The organism is Pantoea sp. SORGH_AS_0659 (assembly GCF_031453915.1).
Classification (GTDB): Bacteria; Pseudomonadota; Gammaproteobacteria; order Enterobacterales; family Enterobacteriaceae; genus Pantoea; species Pantoea leporis.
In genome coordinates this window covers 3,752,920-3,769,593 of record NZ_JAVJAK010000001.1, presented here as the reverse complement: position 1 = coordinate 3,769,593, position 16,674 = coordinate 3,752,920, and the positions used below count along the sequence as shown (strand labels likewise).

General features: G+C 57.3%; 16 protein-coding genes and 1 pseudogene. 9 read left to right on the top strand and 8 right to left on the bottom strand.

What is annotated here, in order from left to right; genetic code table 11:
• The first annotated feature begins 3 nt into the window (after window positions 1-3).
• Entirely contained in the window at window positions 4-1,263 is a 1,260-nt protein-coding gene (gene murA, locus Q3H59_RS17795; RefSeq protein ID WP_110868080.1) for a UDP-N-acetylglucosamine 1-carboxyvinyltransferase, read from the top strand.
• Window positions 1,264-1,331: 68 nt separating this feature from the next.
• Here murA and Q3H59_RS17790 read toward each other — a convergent pair whose 3' ends face one another.
• Window positions 1,332-1,613 (bottom strand): helix-turn-helix domain-containing protein, encoded by a 282-nt coding sequence (locus Q3H59_RS17790; RefSeq protein ID WP_101762273.1) that lies wholly within the window; start codon window positions 1,611-1,613, stop codon window positions 1,332-1,334.
• A gap of 236 nt (window positions 1,614-1,849) precedes the next feature.
• Window positions 1,850-2,821, bottom strand: a complete 972-nt coding sequence (gene ispB / locus Q3H59_RS17785) for an octaprenyl diphosphate synthase (protein ID WP_101762272.1) — start codon at window positions 2,819-2,821, stop codon at window positions 1,850-1,852.
• 252 nt (window positions 2,822-3,073) lie between these two features.
• Here ispB and rplU point away from each other — a divergent pair, with 252 nt between their 5' ends.
• The 3 genes from rplU to cgtA all read left to right on the top strand — a co-directional run bounded on the left by rplU (window position 3,074) and on the right by cgtA (window position 5,083).
• The gene (gene rplU / locus Q3H59_RS17780; RefSeq protein ID WP_007886644.1) at window positions 3,074-3,385 is read left to right on the top strand and encodes a 50S ribosomal protein L21; all 312 of its coding nucleotides are present in this window, start codon (window positions 3,074-3,076) and stop codon (window positions 3,383-3,385) included.
• 15 nt (window positions 3,386-3,400) lie between these two features.
• Window positions 3,401-3,658, top strand: coding sequence for a 50S ribosomal protein L27 (gene rpmA / locus Q3H59_RS17775; protein WP_007886647.1), 258 nt, complete (start codon window positions 3,401-3,403; stop codon window positions 3,656-3,658).
• A 249-nt stretch (window positions 3,659-3,907) separates the two neighbouring features.
• Window positions 3,908-5,083 carry an Obg family GTPase CgtA gene (cgtA, locus tag Q3H59_RS17770; RefSeq protein ID WP_101762271.1) on the top strand — a complete coding sequence of 392 codons (1,176 nt, stop codon included), beginning with the start codon at window positions 3,908-3,910 and terminating at the stop codon, window positions 5,081-5,083.
• Between the two features lie 40 nt (window positions 5,084-5,123).
• On the opposite strand, the gene Q3H59_RS17765 is transcribed toward cgtA, so the two are convergent.
• Genes Q3H59_RS17765 through Q3H59_RS17745 form a run of 5 tightly spaced genes read right to left on the bottom strand, consistent with a single transcriptional unit; the run spans window position 5,124 to window position 9,980 of the window.
• Complete coding sequence (locus tag Q3H59_RS17765) at window positions 5,124-5,540, bottom strand: hotdog fold thioesterase (protein WP_137385048.1); 417 nt, start codon at window positions 5,538-5,540, stop codon at window positions 5,124-5,126.
• 3 nt (window positions 5,541-5,543) lie between these two features.
• On the bottom strand, window positions 5,544-6,302 hold the full coding sequence (gene dhbA / locus Q3H59_RS17760; RefSeq protein ID WP_192412537.1) for a 2,3-dihydro-2,3-dihydroxybenzoate dehydrogenase: 759 nt from the start codon (window positions 6,300-6,302) through the stop codon (window positions 5,544-5,546).
• The gene (locus Q3H59_RS17755; RefSeq protein ID WP_110868078.1) at window positions 6,299-7,153 is read right to left on the bottom strand and encodes an isochorismatase; all 855 of its coding nucleotides are present in this window, start codon (window positions 7,151-7,153) and stop codon (window positions 6,299-6,301) included. The genes dhbA and Q3H59_RS17755 overlap by 4 nt, the downstream gene beginning before the upstream one ends.
• A gap of 18 nt (window positions 7,154-7,171) precedes the next feature.
• Entirely contained in the window at window positions 7,172-8,788 is a 1,617-nt protein-coding gene (locus Q3H59_RS17750) for a (2,3-dihydroxybenzoyl)adenylate synthase (RefSeq protein WP_309836118.1), read from the bottom strand.
• A gap of 10 nt (window positions 8,789-8,798) precedes the next feature.
• Window positions 8,799-9,980 carry an isochorismate synthase gene (locus Q3H59_RS17745; protein WP_309836116.1) on the bottom strand — a complete coding sequence of 394 codons (1,182 nt, stop codon included), beginning with the start codon at window positions 9,978-9,980 and terminating at the stop codon, window positions 8,799-8,801.
• Between the two features lie 176 nt (window positions 9,981-10,156).
• On the opposite strand from Q3H59_RS17745, the gene fepB reads away from it, so the two are divergent.
• Entirely contained in the window at window positions 10,157-11,122 is a 966-nt protein-coding gene (fepB, locus tag Q3H59_RS17740) for a Fe2+-enterobactin ABC transporter substrate-binding protein (RefSeq protein WP_110868075.1), read from the top strand.
• Here the strand turns inward: fepB and entS are convergent.
• Window positions 11,117-12,368, bottom strand: a pseudogene (entS, locus tag Q3H59_RS17735) (enterobactin transporter EntS). The gene fepB and the pseudogene entS sit on opposite strands and share 6 nt — an antisense overlap.
• A 141-nt stretch (window positions 12,369-12,509) precedes the next feature.
• Here entS and fepD point away from each other — a divergent pair.
• From fepD to Q3H59_RS17715, 4 genes are all read left to right on the top strand, one after another.
• On the top strand, window positions 12,510-13,499 hold the full coding sequence (gene fepD, locus Q3H59_RS17730) for a Fe(3+)-siderophore ABC transporter permease (RefSeq protein ID WP_192235870.1): 990 nt from the start codon (window positions 12,510-12,512) through the stop codon (window positions 13,497-13,499).
• Window positions 13,496-14,479: an iron-enterobactin ABC transporter permease gene (gene fepG, locus Q3H59_RS17725; RefSeq protein ID WP_277974444.1), complete on the top strand. Its 984-nt coding sequence runs from the start codon at window positions 13,496-13,498 to the stop codon at window positions 14,477-14,479. Before fepD ends, fepG begins: the two co-directional genes overlap by 4 nt.
• Window positions 14,476-15,273, top strand: coding sequence for an ATP-binding cassette domain-containing protein (locus Q3H59_RS17720; protein ID WP_309836111.1), 798 nt, complete (start codon window positions 14,476-14,478; stop codon window positions 15,271-15,273). Before fepG ends, Q3H59_RS17720 begins: the two co-directional genes overlap by 4 nt.
• Window positions 15,274-15,499: 226 nt before the next feature.
• Complete coding sequence (locus Q3H59_RS17715) at window positions 15,500-16,654, top strand: IS481 family transposase (protein ID WP_309832769.1); 1,155 nt, start codon at window positions 15,500-15,502, stop codon at window positions 16,652-16,654.
• Window positions 16,655-16,674: the final 20 nt, after the last annotated feature.

The window sequence follows — 16,674 nt, the reverse complement described above, 5'->3', positions numbered from 1 at the left end:
TTAATGGACAAATTTCGTGTGCAAGGCCCCACCCGTTTAAGTGGTGAAGTGACCATTTCCGGGGCGAAGAATGCTGCGTTGCCGATTCTGTTTGCTGCGCTGCTGGCTGAAGAGCCGGTAGAGATTCAGAACGTACCGAAGCTGCGTGATATCGATACCACCATGAAGCTGTTGAATCTGCTGGGTGCGCGCGTTGAGCGCAATGGTTCGGTCCACGTTGATGCTCGCGAAGTTAATGTTTTCAGTGCGCCATACGATTTAGTGAAAACCATGCGTGCTTCGATTTGGGCGCTGGGTCCGCTGGTGGCGCGTTTTGGTCAGGGCCAGGTTTCACTGCCGGGCGGCTGCGCTATCGGTGCACGCCCGGTCGATCTGCACATTACTGGCCTGGAACAGCTGGGTGCGGAAATTAAGCTGGAAGAGGGCTACGTTAAAGCTTCTGTCAATGGCCGTCTGAAGGGCGCGCATATCGTGATGGATAAAGTGTCTGTCGGCGCTACCGTTACCATCATGAGCGCGGCCACGCTGGCCACCGGCATCACCATCATTGAGAACGCCGCGCGTGAGCCGGAGATTGTCGATACGGCAAACTTCCTCAACACGCTGGGTGCGAAAATCACCGGCGCGGGCACAGACAAAATCACCATTGAAGGTGTTGAGCGTCTGGGCGGCGGCGTTTATCGCGTGCTGCCAGATCGTATCGAAACCGGTACTTTCCTGGTCGCAGCAGCCATTTCACGGGGCAAAGTTGTTTGCCACAACACGAAGCCAGATACGCTGGATGCCGTGCTGTCTAAATTGCGTGAGGCTGGTGCAGAGATCGAAGTGGGCGAAGATTGGATCAGCCTGGATATGCACGGCAAGCGTCCAAAAGCGGTGAATATCCGTACCGCGCCGCATCCTGGCTTCCCTACTGACATGCAGGCGCAGTTCACACTGTTGAACCTGGTGGCAGAAGGAACCGGTGTGATTACCGAAACCATCTTCGAAAACCGCTTTATGCATATCCCTGAGCTGATTCGTATGGGCGCGCACGCGGAAATCGAGAGCAACACAGCGATTTGTCATGGCGTAGAAACCTTGTCGGGTGCGCAGGTGATGGCCACCGATTTGCGTGCATCAGCGAGTCTGGTGCTGGCGGGTTGTATCGCGGAAGGCACCACGATAGTGGATCGTATCTATCACATCGACCGTGGCTACGAGCACATCGAAGATAAGTTGAAAGCGATGGGTGCAAATATCGAGCGCGTAAGCGGCGAATAATTTCTGCTTCGTAGATCAAAAAAACCAGTCACGGCAACGCGGCTGGTTTTTTTTCATTGGTATTACAGTCAGATCTTTTTACGATCCTTCGGCGATCGGATGCACTTCTTGCGATCCAATAACTGGCCGGTAACAGGATCGTAATATCGGCTTGGCCAGATGTCTGCCGGATGAACCTTGATCGCATTGGCGATTAGCCACTCACCTTTGGGCCAGGGACGCGACAGCGCATTGGCTAGCGTTGAGGAGCTGAGCCCTGATTCGCGTGACAGCGCTGCCAGTGATGTGCCTTTCTTACGTAATGCAGCAATGATATCTGCCGGGTGCCAATCCGCTTTCCTTGTGTACATAACTCTCTTCTCCATGTCCGTGTTATTACTTCATCTCCGCTGTAAAAAGGCGCTCCCGTGGCAGAGATATCTGGAAAAAACCCGCGTTTTTATAGCAAATGTTTCCCGTAATTTTCCAGTAAATGTTTGGCTGGCGCACGAAACTGCGTCGCTTTTCGCAAAAGCGATGCAAGAGATGTAAGTAAAAAGGGAGAAGAGTGAGGAAGGAAACGGGGCCAGAGAAGGCCCCGTTGTAATCAGAAATCGCGCTGTACTGACATGTGCGCCAGCGCTTCGAGGGCGCTGCGCCACGGGCTTTCGGGTAATACCTGCAGGGCTGCGATGGCTTTATCTGCCTCTTCTTCAGCGCGTTTGCGCGTCCACTCCAGCGAGCCAGTCTGTTGCATAGCTGCCAGCACCGGTTCCAGCAGATGACGACCGTTACCTTCTTCAATGGCTTTACGGATCATCTGCGCCTGCTCAAGCGTCCCGTTGTGCATCGCGTGCAGCAATGGCAGCGTCGGTTTACCTTCGCTCAGGTCATCACCGGTATTTTTGCCCAGCGTTTCACCATCTGCGCTGTAATCCAGCAAATCATCAATTAACTGGAAAGCGGTGCCAAGGTAGCGACCATAATCCTGTAACGCCTTTTCCTGCGCGGGCGTCGCCTCAGCTAAAATCGCCGACGCTTGCGAGGCAGCTTCGAACAGGCGAGCGGTTTTGCTGTAGATCACCCGCATGTAGCTCTCTTCAGTGATATCGGGATCGTTGCAGTTCATTAACTGCAGCACTTCTCCTTCGGCGATCACGTTGACCGCTTCCGACATCAGCGCAAGGATCTTTAAGGATCCCATGCTGGTCATCATCTGGAATGAGCGCGTATAGATAAAATCGCCCACCAGCACGCTTGCCGCATTACCGAACGCGGCGTTAGCGGTGGCTTTGCCACGGCGCATATCGGATTCATCCACCACATCATCGTGCAGCAGCGTCGCCGTATGGATAAATTCGATCAGCGCCGCATTAGTGATGTGCAACGATCCCTGATAATTCAGCGCGCGTGCCGACAGCACAGCGATCATCGGACGGATGCGTTTGCCCCCGCCGCTGATGATGTAATAGCCCAACTGGTTAATCAGTGAGACTTCTGAATTCAGCTGCTCGAGGATGGTCTGGTTGACGGCCGCCATGTCCTGCGCGGTTAATTCATTAATCTGTTCTAAGTTCATTCGTCTTTTCAGCTTTACTCGTTTTTTGCATGGTAAGCGCTTTACACAGCGTGAGTTCAGGTAATCTGTTACTGATTGTACTTGAAAAATCGGGTTGCGAAACGTTTGCATTCGCCTTGCGCTTTTTTTCTGCAAGAGAGTGCAAAGTGCTCTTGTCTTCTGCTGGAGTATTGCGTAGAATTCGCGCCCTATTGTGAATATTTATCGCGCCGCCTGATGAATAGAAAGGCACGCGCAGAAGCGGAGTTTTATATGTACGCGGTTTTCCAAAGTGGTGGTAAACAACACCGAGTAAGCGAAGGTCAGACCGTTCGCCTGGAAAAGCTGGACATCGCAACCGGTGAAACCATTGAGTTTGACCAGGTTCTGATGATCGCAAATGGCGAAGACGTGAAAATCGGCGCGCCACTGGTTTCAGGCGGTGTGATCAAGGCAGAAGTTGTTGCTCACGGTCGTGGCGAGAAAATTAAAATCGTTAAGTTTCGTCGTCGTAAACACTACCGTAAGCAAGCTGGTCACCGTCAGTGGTTCACAGATGTGAAAATCACTGTGATCGGCGCGTAAGAGGAGATCTGACAAATGGCACATAAGAAGGCTGGTGGCTCGACCCGTAACGGTCGCGACTCCAACGCAAAACGTCTGGGTGTAAAACGTTTCGGTGGCGAATCTGTTCTGGCAGGTAGCATCATCGTTCGTCAGCGTGGCACTAAATTCCACGCAGGTAGCAACGTAGGTTGTGGTCGTGACCACACCCTGTTTGCCACCGCAGACGGCAAAGTAAAATTCGAGATTAAAGGCCCGAACAACCGTAAATATATCAGCATCGTTGCTGAGTAAGGTTGTCGTGCTGCAGACGTCTAACGTCTGAATACACGAATAAAAGGCCCCGCAGCTTTGCGGGGCTTTTTACATTCTGCTACTGAGCTTGCTGGATAACAGTTACGCTTTAGCACAGTTGTTGTACAATTTATGTACTCCTGGCTTTGCCAGTCTTGTATTATCCGCCGTCGGTCAGCGCAGAAGACCCTGGCGGACCCGTTTGCGGCCTGCAAGCTGCCGTGAACGACAGCGTGACGGAGAAATAAAATGAAGTTTGTAGATGAAGCGACGATCCTTGCGGTCGCGGGTGATGGTGGCAATGGTTGCGTAAGCTTCCGCCGTGAAAAATATATTCCAAGAGGCGGCCCGGATGGCGGCGACGGCGGCGACGGCGGCGACGTGTATTTGTTGGCGGATGAAAACCTCAACACCCTGATCGATTATCGCTTTGAAAAGTCTTTCCGTGCCGAACGTGGCCAGAATGGCCAAAGCCGTGATTGCACCGGTAAACGTGGTAAAGACATCATCGTTAAAGTGCCCGTTGGTACCCGCGTAATTGACCAGGGTACCGGCGAAACGCTGGGCGACATGACGCGTCATGAGCAGAAGCTGATGGTGGCGAAAGGCGGCTGGCATGGCCTTGGTAACACGCGCTTTAAATCCTCAGTTAACCGTTCCCCGCGTCAAAAAACCATGGGAACACCGGGCGAGAAGCGCGACCTGCAACTGGAACTGATGCTGCTGGCTGACGTTGGTATGTTGGGTCTGCCGAATGCCGGTAAATCGACCTTTATTCGCTCGGTATCCGCAGCGAAACCCAAAGTTGCGGATTATCCGTTCACTACGCTGGTGCCAAGCCTTGGCGTGGTGCGTATGGACAACGAAAAGAGCTTTGTTGTCGCCGACATTCCGGGCCTGATTGAAGGCGCAGCGGATGGCGCAGGTCTGGGTATTCGCTTCCTGAAGCACCTTGAGCGCTGCCGCGTGCTGTTGCACCTGATCGATCTTGCCCCTATCGATGAATCTGATCCGGTAGAAAATGCCCGCATCATTCTCGGCGAACTGGAGAAATACAGCGATAAACTGTTCCAGAAGCCGCGCTGGTTAGTATTCAACAAATGTGACCTGCTGAGCCGCGAAGAAGCGGAAAGCCGTGCCAAAGCGGTAGTGGAAGCATTAGGCTGGGAAGAAAAATATTACCTAATCTCTGCGGCTAGCCATGATGGCGTGAAAGATCTTTGCTGGGATGTGATGAGCTTTATCATCGAAAATCCAAAAGAAGCCGAAGAAGAAACTAAAGAGCCAGAGAAAGTGGCCTTCATGTGGGATGATTATCACCGTGAAGCCATGGAAACGGCGCAGGAAGTGGAAGAAGACGACGATTGGGATGACGACTGGGACGAAGAGGACGACGAAGGCGTCGAAATCATTTACCAGCGTTAATCGTACAAAAAAGCGGCCCGAAGGCCGCTTTTTTTATGTCTTAACCCAGCACCGCCACCGTCAATCTCGAGGTGCAGCACAGCTGATTGCGGGCGTTACGAATCTCAATCTGCCAGCTTTGATTACGCGCACCAAGGTGCAGCGGGCGGCAAATACCGCGCACTTCACCGCTGCTTACTGCACGATGGTGGCTGGCGCTCACCTCAATCCCCACCACGCTTTTACCTTCTTCGATGCTGAGATAACCGGCGATCGATCCCATCGATTCCGCCAGCACTACAGAAGCGCCGCCGTGCAGCAGGCCAAACGGCTGCTGCGTGCGGGCATCCACCGGCATGGTGGCTTCGAGATAATCTTCACCGATGGTGGTAAACACAATGCCAACGTGTGCCACCAGCGAGTTTTCACCCATCTTATTCAACGTTTCAACATCGACCGAACGTTTCCAGATTGCCATAACTTAGGATCCCAGCGTTGCGCCACCGTCGACCACAATATCCTGCAGCACCACGTGGCTGGCAAGATCCGACGCGAGGAACATCACGTTAGCGACGATCTCCTGCGGTTTAGCGATCTTACGCAGCGGGATCCCCAGTTTGTACTGTTCCGGGAAACCATTGATCATCTCCTGCTCGGCTTCTGGCGTATGCCACAGACTGCGTTGCATATCGGTATCGGTGGAACCCGGAGAAACGATATTGCAGCGCACGCCGTAAGGCGCCATCTCTAAACCCACGGTCAGACACAAGCTGCGCAACGCCGCTTTGGAAGCGCCATAAGCGGACATACCAAGGCGCGGCGCATGTGCCGCATTAGAGGCGATAGTCACAATCGCACCCGCACGCTGCTGGCGAAACACCGGCAAGGTTTGCTGGAACAGGTTGAACGCGCCGCCGGCATTCACCGCCAGACACGCCTGCCAATCGTCGAACGACAGTTCATCGGTGCTGCCAATACGCAGGATGCCGGCACCGTTCACCAGCACATCGAGACGTGGCTGATCTGCCAGCAAACGCTGACAAACCGCTTTCACCTCGGCGGCGTTCGCCACATCCAGCACCTGCGTGGCGAAAGGATAGTCGGCCTGATCGAAACGCAGATCGAAGCCGACAACCTGCGCGCCCGCCTGATGGAAGCTCAGCGCGGTGTGGTAACCAATCCCTTTGCCTGCGCCGGTTACCCAGACGATTTTTCCACTGAAATCGAAAGTTGCACTCATTTAGCTGGCACCCTTGATAACAGCGCCCACCAGCCATCGATGGTCGGATTTTTTGCCAGACTGACGAAATCGATGTCGCTGTGCACCTGACGCCAGCGCGCCGCCAGCGCCATCACGCGTACTGAATCCAGACCGTAATCGATCAGGTTCTCGTCATCTGCAGGCACATCGTCATCTTCCAGCAGCGGCAGAATCAGCGCACGCAGATCGTCTTTGCTCAACGGCAGCGGCATCAGGTCGGCGGTCATCACTACTTTACCGCTGCGACCTGCGGTGTAAGTCAGCGCCATCATGTGCTCTTCGCGCGTGAAGTCGGCCAGCGCATCCGCCACCATAAACGGCTGGATATTACGCATAAAGGCGTCAGTCGCGGTGGTCAGGCAACCGATATGCGCGTACACGCCGGTGATGATCAACTGATCGCGGCCCATCTCCTGCAGGATCGATTCCAGCGGTGAGCGCACGAAGGCGCTGTATCGCCATTTGGTCAGTACCTGATCGTCCTGATCCGGCGCCAGCGCATCAACGATCTTCTGCTGATCCGGATGTTTGTTCAGGCCCGGTCCCCACATGTCGTTGAGGAGTGCGCGATCGGCATCGCTCTGTTCGTTCGGCTGAGCGGTATAGAACACCGGTATGCCCTGCGCTTTGCAGTAAGCACGCAGACGAGCGATGTTTTCCACCACCTGATTAACCAGCGGGCTGTTTTCGCCCCAGAAATTAAGGAAGTAAGCCTGCATATCGTGAATCAGCAGCGCGGCACGCTGAGGCTCAAGCGCCCACTTCACTTTATTGGTTGGCAGTTCAGTTGCTGCGGGTAGCGCGTAAGCGTTCAGTTTTGGAATAGCCATTACAATCTCCGGAACAGGTCAGGCTTGCGCTTGTTGGTCGGCAAGCTGTTGACGTAAACGTTTTTTATCCACCTTGCCGACAGGCGTCAGCGGCAGGGCATCGACGCAGGTAATACGGTCAGGTAACTTGAACTCGGCCACGCCCAGTTCTCGCAGGTGACGACGCAACGCCACCGCTTTGATCGGTTGGCTGGCAACGATAAAGGCGCAGCTCTTTTCACCCATCAATTCGTCGTTCATCGACACCAGCGCGGCGTGGATCACATCCGGATGGCGTTGCAGCAGATTTTCGATCTCTTCCGCGGCGATCTTCTCGCCACCGCGATTGATCTGATCCTTTTCCCGCCCTTGCACGGTGATGTAGCCCTGCGCGTCGATCTCAATCAGATCGCCCGAACAGTAAAAACCGTTGGCGTCGAAGCTGGCGGCGTTATGTTCCGGGCTCTTGTAATAGCCACGGAAGGTGTAGGGGCCGCGCGTCATCAGGCGACCGATGGTGCCGGTTGGCAGCGCGTTGCCGTGCTCATCAGCAACCCACACTTCGTCATCTTCAGAGATCGGGCGGCCTTGCGTGGTGAGAATGATGTTCTCATCATCGCCAAAGCGCGTGTAGTTCACCAGACCTTCGGCCATGCCGAAAACCTGCTGCAGCTGACAGCCAATTTCACGCTGAATACGTGCCGCAAGGGTTTCGCCCAGCTTGGCGCCGCCCACCTGAATGCGCTGCAGCGAAGCCAGCTGTTTATTACTGCCCCATTCCTGAATCGCCTGTAGCCACAAACTCACCGCCGGCGGCACCAAACCGGTATCGGTGATCTGATGCTTCTCAATCAGCGGGAAGCAGAGCGTGGCGCTGGGATCGGCAGCCAGAATCACCTGACCACCGGCATAAAACACACCGAGCGAACCCGGGGAGCTCATGGCAAAGTTATGCGGCGCGGGCAGGGCGATGAGATAACGCGTATCGGCGGTCACCTGACAAATCTCATCACTGGCGCGAATGCTGTAGTAATAGTCGTTGTGGGTGCGCGGAATCAGCTTCGGCGTGCCGGTGCTGCCGCCGGAGAGCTGGAAAAACGCCACTTCATCAGCGGCGGTTGGTGTGGCGAGGTAATCACCCGCGGCTTCCGCCATCAGCGCTTCCAGCGTATTTTCCGGCTGGTTGTCATTACGCAGAATCACCTGCTGCAGCGAAGGCTGTGCGGCGCACAGCGCGTTGATAAAGCTATCATCAGCAAACAGCGTGTGAGTGCGATCGGCAATCAGCAGTTTAGGTTCGATCTGCGCCGCATAGGCGCTTAGTTCGGTGCGCTGATGGCTGAACAGCGCAAATACTGACGCTACGCCGAGCTTAAACAGCGCAAATACCGTGACATAAAAATCGGCCACGTTGCCAAGCTGCACCAGCGCAGTATCGCCATTTTGCAGGCCACGACGCTGCAGCGCGGCGGCCAGGTTGCTGCTCAGCACGTCCATTTCGCGATAGCTGATCTGGCGATCGCCATCAATCACCGCGATGGCATCATTATGCTGATGACGCGCCAGAATGTCGGTCATCGGCACATCCAGCCAGTGACCTTTTTCGCGATAGCGCGCAGCCAGGTCGTCCGGCCAGCGAGTATAGGGAATGCTCATGTTCTTTCCTTTATTGCAGTCCAAAGGCGCGCAACATGGTGTCCAGCTTCACGCCGGTTTCACGCCATTCTGATTCGGGTTGGGAGTCGGCCACGATGCCCGCACCGGCAAACAGGCGCACCCGCGTGCCATGCACGGTGCCGCAGCGGATGGTGACCACCCATTCGCCATTGCCCTGGCTATCGCACCAGCCGACGATGCCGCCAAATAGTTGGCGATCAAAAGGTTCCAGCTGCTGAATAAGCTGCTGCGCGCGCTGATGGGGGAAACCGCTCAACGCAGGCGTCGGGTGCAGCAGGCAGGCCAGCGACAGCGCATTTTCGCGCTCGTCCTGCACTTCGCCGTCGATTTGCGTGGCGAGATGCCACAGCGTGGCGGTGGTAATCAGCGACGGAATGGTCGGCACCGACAGCAAACGGCTGCGCGGCTGCAAGGTGTCGCGCATCGCGTCGGTTACCAGTTTGTGCTCATGACGATCTTTGCCGGAATCCATCAGCGTATCGCCAGCGGCACGATCCTGCTGGGCATCGTCGTGATGGCGCCGCGCTGAGCCCGCCAGCGGACAAGAGCTAAAATCGCGCCCCTGTTTGCGCAGCATCAGCTCCGGACTGGCACCAATCAGCGCACCGCCTTGCGGCAGCGGCAGATGGAAATGGTAGCTGTTGGGGTTCTGCGCAATCACGCGCTGCATCAGCGCTGCGGTATCAACCGGCTGTTCGGTAACGATATCCATCAGACGCGACAGCACCACTTTATCCAGATCGCCGCGCTGCGTGGCCGCCACCGCATCTGCCACCATCGTGGTAAACACATCGTGATCCGGCACTGCGGTGCGACGTCGCACCTGCGGCAGATCGCTGACGTTTTCCGGCAACGCGTTTTGCAGGTCAGCGCGATTAAACGTCTGATAGGATTCAGGAATAAACAGCGCGGCGGGCTGGCTGACGTCAAACGGGATCGCCCCGACCAGAATCGGATTGTCGATGCCCTGTTTTTTCGCCGCGGCAAAATGCTGACGTAACTGTTGTTGGAAATCACCGTCCAGCGACGCGGCGTCATCTACCGGCGCGGTAACGGTGGTATAGCATCCTTGCGTTGCCAAACTACGCCATGGCGAGGTAAAGAGGAAACCACGGCTTAGCGCGGAATAATCCTTCAGCCAGGCATTTTCAAACGTGGAAGATTCCACCATAATTTTCACCTATAAATGATAAGATTATTAAGAATGATTATCATTTTTATTATGGGCCTGTAACCTACGTCGATTGGGCAAAAGTGTCAATCCATTCGCGGGATTTCAGCTGCGTTTAGCCGTAATCAGGCGCTGACGCTCAGCAGGGCAATATGCTAAAAAGTGGACCAAAACTTATGAATAAATGCGGTTTTTGGGGCATTGCAGCCCTTATAGGTGTTTTCCAGATTTTCACCAGCGTCGCTCATGCCGAACAGGGTTGGCCGCGCACCGTTCAGGGTGCCAACGGATCGATCACGCTCAATCACGCGCCGCAGCGCATTGTCTCGACCAGCGTCACGCTGACCGGATCGCTGCTGGCCATTGATGCGCCGGTGATTGCTTCCGGCGCGACTGCGCCGAACAGTCGCCTGGCCGACGATCAGGGTTTCTTCCGCCAGTGGAGCGACGTTGCCAAAAAGCAGCATCTTCAACGTCTGTACATCGGTGAGCCGAATGCCGAAGCGGTTGCCGCGCAAGCGCCGGATCTGATTATCGTCAGCGCCACCGGCAACGATTCTGCCATCAAGCTCGCCGAACAGTTTTCGGCTATTGCACCGACGCTGGTGGTCAATTACGACGACAAAAGCTGGCAGGATGTCGTCACGCAGTTAGGCCAGGCGACCGGGCATGAAGCGCAGGCGGCGCAGCGCATTAAAGCTTTCGACGATCGTGAAGCGGCGCTGAAAAAAGCCATCACGCTGCCACCGCAGCCGGTCTCCGCCATGGTATGGAACGGCGGCGGACGCGCAGTCAATGTGTGGACCGCGGCTTCGGCGCAGGGCAAGCTGCTGGAACAACTTGGCTTCACCCTGGCAACGCCACCGGCGACGGTTGAGCAGGGACACAGCATGGGACAGCGCAAAGACATCATTCAGCTGTCAGGCGAAAACGTTGCCAGCGGCCTGACCGGTAAAACCTTCCTGCTGTTCGCCGCTGACGATAAAACCACGCAATCGGTGTTGAACAATCCGTTCCTTGCACAAAACGCGGCGGTGCAGGGCAAGCAGGTTTACGAGCTGGGCGTCGATTCCTTCCGTCTTGATTACTACAGCGCCAGCAATCTGCTGGCGCGCCTGGAGAAGCTGTTCGTTAAATCATGATGCCTGTTCCGTCAGCTCCGGTGCTGGCGGATGGTAACGACGTAAACGGCCCATCACCCACCACATCACGATGCCGAGCAGCGCCGCCATAAAGCCAAATACCGCGGCGGCCTGCGGTGGCAGCAACCATGAACCCATCGCACCAATCACCGCCGCACCAATCGCATCGCCGGTCACGTTCTGCGCGGTCCACAAGCCGTTGATGCGGCCTAACAGATGATCTGGCGTTAATGCCTGAATCATCGCGTACTGCACCAGGCTGTTGATGGCGCTGAAGTAACCGAAAGCGACTAAACAGGCTAACGCCAGCGGCAGGTTCGGCATCTGGCTAAACAAACCCAGCGCGACAAATGCTGCAATCGCACTGCCGAGCACCAGCTGTCCGGGACGCGCGGCGTGTTTTCAATTTACCGCTGGTGAACGCGCCGATAGCTGCGCCGAGCGGCACGGCGGCATACATCAGGCCAAGCTGGTCAGCGCTCACTGACCAATGCGGCGCGAGCGACGGATAGAGCACGCGCACCGCGCTGGCCAGCGTGACTAATGCGCCAATCAGCGCCACCATGCCGACAATCGGACTGGCGAAAAGAAACTGCACGCCAGCGGCGAGGGATTTCAGCGGATGTTCACGCGGTTGTGGTGGCGGCGGCAACGTCGGCAATTTCAGCAGCGTTAACACGGTAAGTAAGGTGCCAAAGGCAGCGAGTGCGTAGTTCCACGTCACGCCGCCGTGGGCAATCACCAGACCGGCAATCGCCGGCGATAAAATTGAGCCGAAGCGCACCGTCAACATGGTGATAGCGCCCGCCTGCATAATGTTTTCCCTGCCGACCAGCGCGGGCGTCGCCGCCAGCAGCGCGGTGACGCCAATCGCGCCGAAAAAGCCATCCCAGAAACCCAGCAGATAAACCGCGATCAGAGAGGGTTCTGGTAGCGCGGCGTTAATGGCCAGCGCGATAAAACCTAAGCCGCAGGTGGATCGGGCAAACAAAATCAGCTTTTTGCGTTCATGGCGATCCGCCAAAACGCCGCCGGTGAGCAAGCCGATAAACATGCCGGCAGCGGCCAGCGTCACCGCCAAGCCCACCAGTAGCGGTGAATGGGTCATGTGCTGAATCTGCACCGGCACCGCCACAGCGAGCATGCCGAGCGCGACAATCGAGATAAAACGCGCGATAAACACCGCGCGAAAAGCCGGGTGAGTTTTCAGCAGCGAGAGATCGATAAAGTGGGAAGATTTGTTCATGTGTTCGCCTTATTGCACCAATTTTCCTCATCGTCCGCGAGGCGAGTCATGGTAACATAGCTAAACGCGAGTAATAACGATAACCATTATCAAGTTACATCGCGCATGCGACGACGTTGAACAGTGAAGGTTTAGAACGCTATGCGCCAGATTCGTGCATTAGCAGGCTCAGGGATTCTGCTCTTGCTCCTCATTGCGCTCAGCTTGATGCTGGGGGCAAAATCGATACCGCTTCCCGATGTTTATCATTCGCTTACCACCTCCTGTCACAGCGCGGAGTGCGTCATCGTGCGTGACGCGCGCTTGCCGCGCACGCTGGCCGGTTTGCTGGCGGGCGTGGCGCTCGGCCTCGCCGGTGCGTTGATGCAGAGCCTGACGCGCAATCCGCTGGCCGATCCCGGCATTCTTGGCGTCAACGCCGGAGCGGGTTTCGCGGTGGTGATTGGCATTGCGCTGTTCGGTGCTGACTCGCCGGTGGATTGGCTCGGCTTCGCCTTTGGCGGCGCGCTGCTGGCGTCCGTGCTGGTCGCGATGACCGGCGCGATTGGCGGCGGGCGCGTCAATCCGGTGCGTCTGACGCTGGCCGGCGTGGCGCTGGGCGCGGTGCTGGAAGGATTAACCTCTGGCCTGTCGCTGCTCAATCCCGACATCTACGATCATCTGCGCTTCTGGCACAGCGGCTCGCTGGATATTCGCAATTTCACCACGCTGCGCACGCTGTTCCCGGCGGTGCTGATCGGCAGCGTGGTGGCCATTGCGCTATCGCAGGCGCTGAATAGTTTGAGTATGGGTGGCGACATGGCGACCGCGCTCGGTACGCGGGTGGCGCGCACCCAACTGCTGGGCCTGCTGGCGATTGCGCTGCTGTGCGGCGCAGCCACGGCGGCGGTGGGCCCGATTGCGTTTGTTGGTTTGATGACGCCGCACTTTGCCCGCTGGCTGGTGGGCAACGATCACCGCTGGATGCTGCCTGCGACCGCGCTGATCACGCCGATTTTGCTGCTCGCCGCCGATATCCTTGGCCGCCTGCTGGTGGCGGGTGAGCTGCGGGTTTCCATCGTCACGGCGATGCTCGGTGCGCCGATGCTGATTGTGCTGGTGCGCCGTAAATTGGGCCGGGGTGCACTATGACGCGTCGTGTCGGGTTACATACGCTTTGGCTGCTGTGCGCCTGCGCTCTGCTGGCTTATCTGGCGATGACGCGCGGCGCATTGCCGATCAGCGGTGATCAAATCTGGCAAATTCTGCTCGGGCAGGGCGCCAGCAACGTCAAACTGATCGTGCTGGAATGGCGCTTACCGCGCGTGCTAATGGCGCTGCTGATTGGTGCGGCGTTAGGCATCAGCGGCGCGATTTTCCAGTCGCTGCTGCGTAATCCGCTTGGCAGCCCGGACATTCTCGGTTTCAACACCGGCGCTTACAGCGGCGTGCTGGTGGCGCTGGTGCTATTTAATCAAAGCGTCACGGCGATGACCGGCGCAGCGTTGATTGGCGGCATCGCCACGGCGGCGCTGGTCTATCTGTTTGCCTGGCGCAACGGCGTAGAGACCTTCCGGCTGATTATCGTCGGCATCAGCGTGCGCGCGCTGCTGATGGCGTTGAATTCCTGGCTGATTATCAGCGCCTCGCTGGAGTCGGCGCTGAGTGCGGGTTTGTGGAGCGCCGGATCGCTCAACGGCATTACCTGGGCAAAAACGCCGCCGGTGATTGCGGTGCTGCTGCTGGCGTTACTGTTGATGGCGCTGCTGGCGCGGCGGATGCGTTTGCTGGAGATGGGCGACGATACCGCCTGCGCGCTTGGCGTGCCGGTGGAGCGCAGCCGCATGTGGCTGATGCTGATTGGCGTGGTTCTCACGGCGGCGTCAACCGCGCTGGTCGGGCCGATTTCGTTTGTCGCGCTGCTGGCGCCGCAGATTGCCCGTCGTCTCGGCGGCGGCGTTAAAGGTGCCTTGCCGCTGGCGGCGCTGTGCGGCGCGCTGTTGCTGATTGCCGCAGACTTCGCCGCACAGCATCTGTTCCTGCCATATCAATTACCGGTTGGCGTGATAACCGTCATTCTCGGTGGACTTTATCTGATCGCTTTACTGGTGCGGGAGGCGCGACGCCAATGACCGATATCCCTTCACGTCTGCGCGGCGATAGCCTGACGCTGGGCTATGACAAACAGGTGGTGGCAGAGAATCTGTCAGTGACGATTCCGCAAGGTGAGCTGACGGTGATTATCGGCCCTAACGCCTGCGGAAAATCGACGCTGCTGCGCACGTTGAGTCGCCTGCATACGCCGTTAAAAGGTGAGGTGTTGCTGGATGGCGCGACCATTGCCAGCTATCCCACCAAAGAAGTGGCGCGGCGTCTGGGTCTGCTACCGCAAAGTTCCAACGCGCCGGCGGGCATCAGCGTCACCGAGCTGGTGGCGCGCGGACGTTATCCGCATCAGGCGCTGTTTGGTCGCTGGCGTGCGGAAGATGAAGTGGCGGTGCAGAACGCGATGCGCGCCACCGGCGTGGCCGATTTGGCCCAGCAGTCGGTGGATACGTTATCGGGCGGTCAGCGTCAGCGCGTGTGGATTGCCATGGTGCTGGCGCAGGAAACGCCGCTGCTGCTGCTGGACGAACCGACCACCTGGCTGGATATCACCCATCAAATTGAGCTGCTGGAATTGATGCAGGAGCTGAATCAACAGCATGGGCGAACGCTGGTGGTGGTGCTGCACGATCTTAATCACGCTTGTCGCTATGCCACGCATTTGATTGCGATGCGTGACGGCAGGATTGTTGCCGAAGGGAAGCCGTCGGAGATTGTGACGCCCGCGTTGATCGAGCAGGTGTATGGCTTGCGCTGCGTGATTGTGGACGATCCGGTGGCGCATACGCCGATGATTGTGCCGCTGGGGCGCGGGGGATAATTAAACGCGGTGCGCGCGGGCCCTCATCCCAGCCTTCTCCCGCTTGCGGGAGAAGGGGCCGACCCAGCTTGTATGTTACACCCGTTACCACACCTAAACATTCCCTCTTCCGTCAGCGGCTCCTGATTGTTCCCTCTCCCGCTTGCGGGTGTACAGTCCGGGGACATGGTGAACACTTGTTCGGGGACATGGTAGACACTTACAACTAAGGCATAAGAACCCGTTTATGGAGTCGCTTATGTCCTGGGATGCGAGAGATACCATGTCATTACGTAAAGAGTTTGTTCTGTTCGCCTCGCAAGACGGGGCGAACATCCGCGCACTCTGCCGTCACTACGGCATTTCTTCCGCCACTGCCTACAAGTGGCTTCGCCGCTGGGCTGAAGAGGGAGAATCCGGTCTTGAGGACCGCCCCTGCATACCCCATCACTCTCCCAACCGCTCGTCTGACGACATCACTGACCTGCTTCGTATGGCGCATGAACTTCATCAGCACTGGGGCGCGCGCAAGATAAAGCGCTGGCTCGAAGACCGCGGACACCGCATGCCCGCCTTCAGCACCGTCCACAGCCTGATGGCCCGCCACGACCTGCTGCCGGGCTCAGCTCCGGGTGTCCCGGCCACGGGCCGGTTTGAACATGCGGCCCCGAACCAGCTCTGGCAGATGGATTTCAAGGGGCATTTTCCCTTTGGCGGCGGCCGCTGCCACCCGCTTACCCTCCTTGACGATCACTCCCGCTTCTCGCTTTGCCTCGTACACTGCGCTGATGAGCGGCGTGAGACGGTGCAGAAGCAGCTGGTCAGAGTCTTTGAACGTTACGGCCTGCCGGACCGGATGACGATGGATAACGGTTCACCGTGGGGCGACACTACCGGGACCTGGACGGCCGTCGAGCTGTGGCTTATGCGACAGGGTATCCGGGTGGGGCACTCCCGGCCTTATCATCCGCAGACGCAGGGCAAGCTGGAGCGCTTTCACCGCAGCCTGAAGGCTGAAGTGCTGCAGGGGAAGTGGTTCGCGGACGACGGTGAGCTGCAGCGCGCCTTCGATCACTGGCGGACGATTTATAACCTTGAACGCCCGCATGAGGCGCTGGATATGGCGGTGCCGGCGTCGCGCTATCAGCCATCGGCTCGGCAGTACAGCGCCAGCGTAACGTCAGCGGAATACGACGAGGGCGTGATGGTCAGGAAGGTAGATATCAGTGGGAAGCTGACTATAAAAGGCCTGAGTCTGAAGGCAGGCAAGGCGTTCAGGGGAGAGCACGTTGGCCTGAAGGAGATGCAGGAAGACGGGTGCTACGAGGTATGGTGGTACAGCACAAAAGTGGGGGTGATCGACCTGAAGAAAAAGTCGATCACCATGGGTAAAGGATGTTAAAAAGTGTTCACCATGTCCCC

Coding starts and splice junctions, on each gene's coding strand:
- murA (WP_110868080.1), top strand. CDS start 4: ATGGACAAATTTCGTGTGCAAGGCCCCACCCGTTTAAGTGGTGAAGTG.
- Q3H59_RS17790 (WP_101762273.1), bottom strand. CDS start 1,613: ATGTACACAAGGAAAGCGGATTGGCACCCGGCAGATATCATTGCTGCA.
- ispB (WP_101762272.1), bottom strand. CDS start 2,821: ATGAACTTAGAACAGATTAATGAATTAACCGCGCAGGACATGGCGGCC.
- rplU (WP_007886644.1), top strand. CDS start 3,074: ATGTACGCGGTTTTCCAAAGTGGTGGTAAACAACACCGAGTAAGCGAA.
- rpmA (WP_007886647.1), top strand. CDS start 3,401: ATGGCACATAAGAAGGCTGGTGGCTCGACCCGTAACGGTCGCGACTCC.
- cgtA (WP_101762271.1), top strand. CDS start 3,908: ATGAAGTTTGTAGATGAAGCGACGATCCTTGCGGTCGCGGGTGATGGT.
- Q3H59_RS17765 (WP_137385048.1), bottom strand. CDS start 5,540: ATGGCAATCTGGAAACGTTCGGTCGATGTTGAAACGTTGAATAAGATG.
- dhbA (WP_192412537.1), bottom strand. CDS start 6,302: ATGAGTGCAACTTTCGATTTCAGTGGAAAAATCGTCTGGGTAACCGGC.
- Q3H59_RS17755 (WP_110868078.1), bottom strand. CDS start 7,153: ATGGCTATTCCAAAACTGAACGCTTACGCGCTACCCGCAGCAACTGAA.
- Q3H59_RS17750 (WP_309836118.1), bottom strand. CDS start 8,788: ATGAGCATTCCCTATACTCGCTGGCCGGACGACCTGGCTGCGCGCTAT.
- Q3H59_RS17745 (WP_309836116.1), bottom strand. CDS start 9,980: ATGGTGGAATCTTCCACGTTTGAAAATGCCTGGCTGAAGGATTATTCC.
- fepB (WP_110868075.1), top strand. CDS start 10,157: ATGAATAAATGCGGTTTTTGGGGCATTGCAGCCCTTATAGGTGTTTTC.
- fepD (WP_192235870.1), top strand. CDS start 12,510: ATGCGCCAGATTCGTGCATTAGCAGGCTCAGGGATTCTGCTCTTGCTC.
- fepG (WP_277974444.1), top strand. CDS start 13,496: ATGACGCGTCGTGTCGGGTTACATACGCTTTGGCTGCTGTGCGCCTGC.
- Q3H59_RS17720 (WP_309836111.1), top strand. CDS start 14,476: ATGACCGATATCCCTTCACGTCTGCGCGGCGATAGCCTGACGCTGGGC.
- Q3H59_RS17715 (WP_309832769.1), top strand. CDS start 15,500: ATGGAGTCGCTTATGTCCTGGGATGCGAGAGATACCATGTCATTACGT.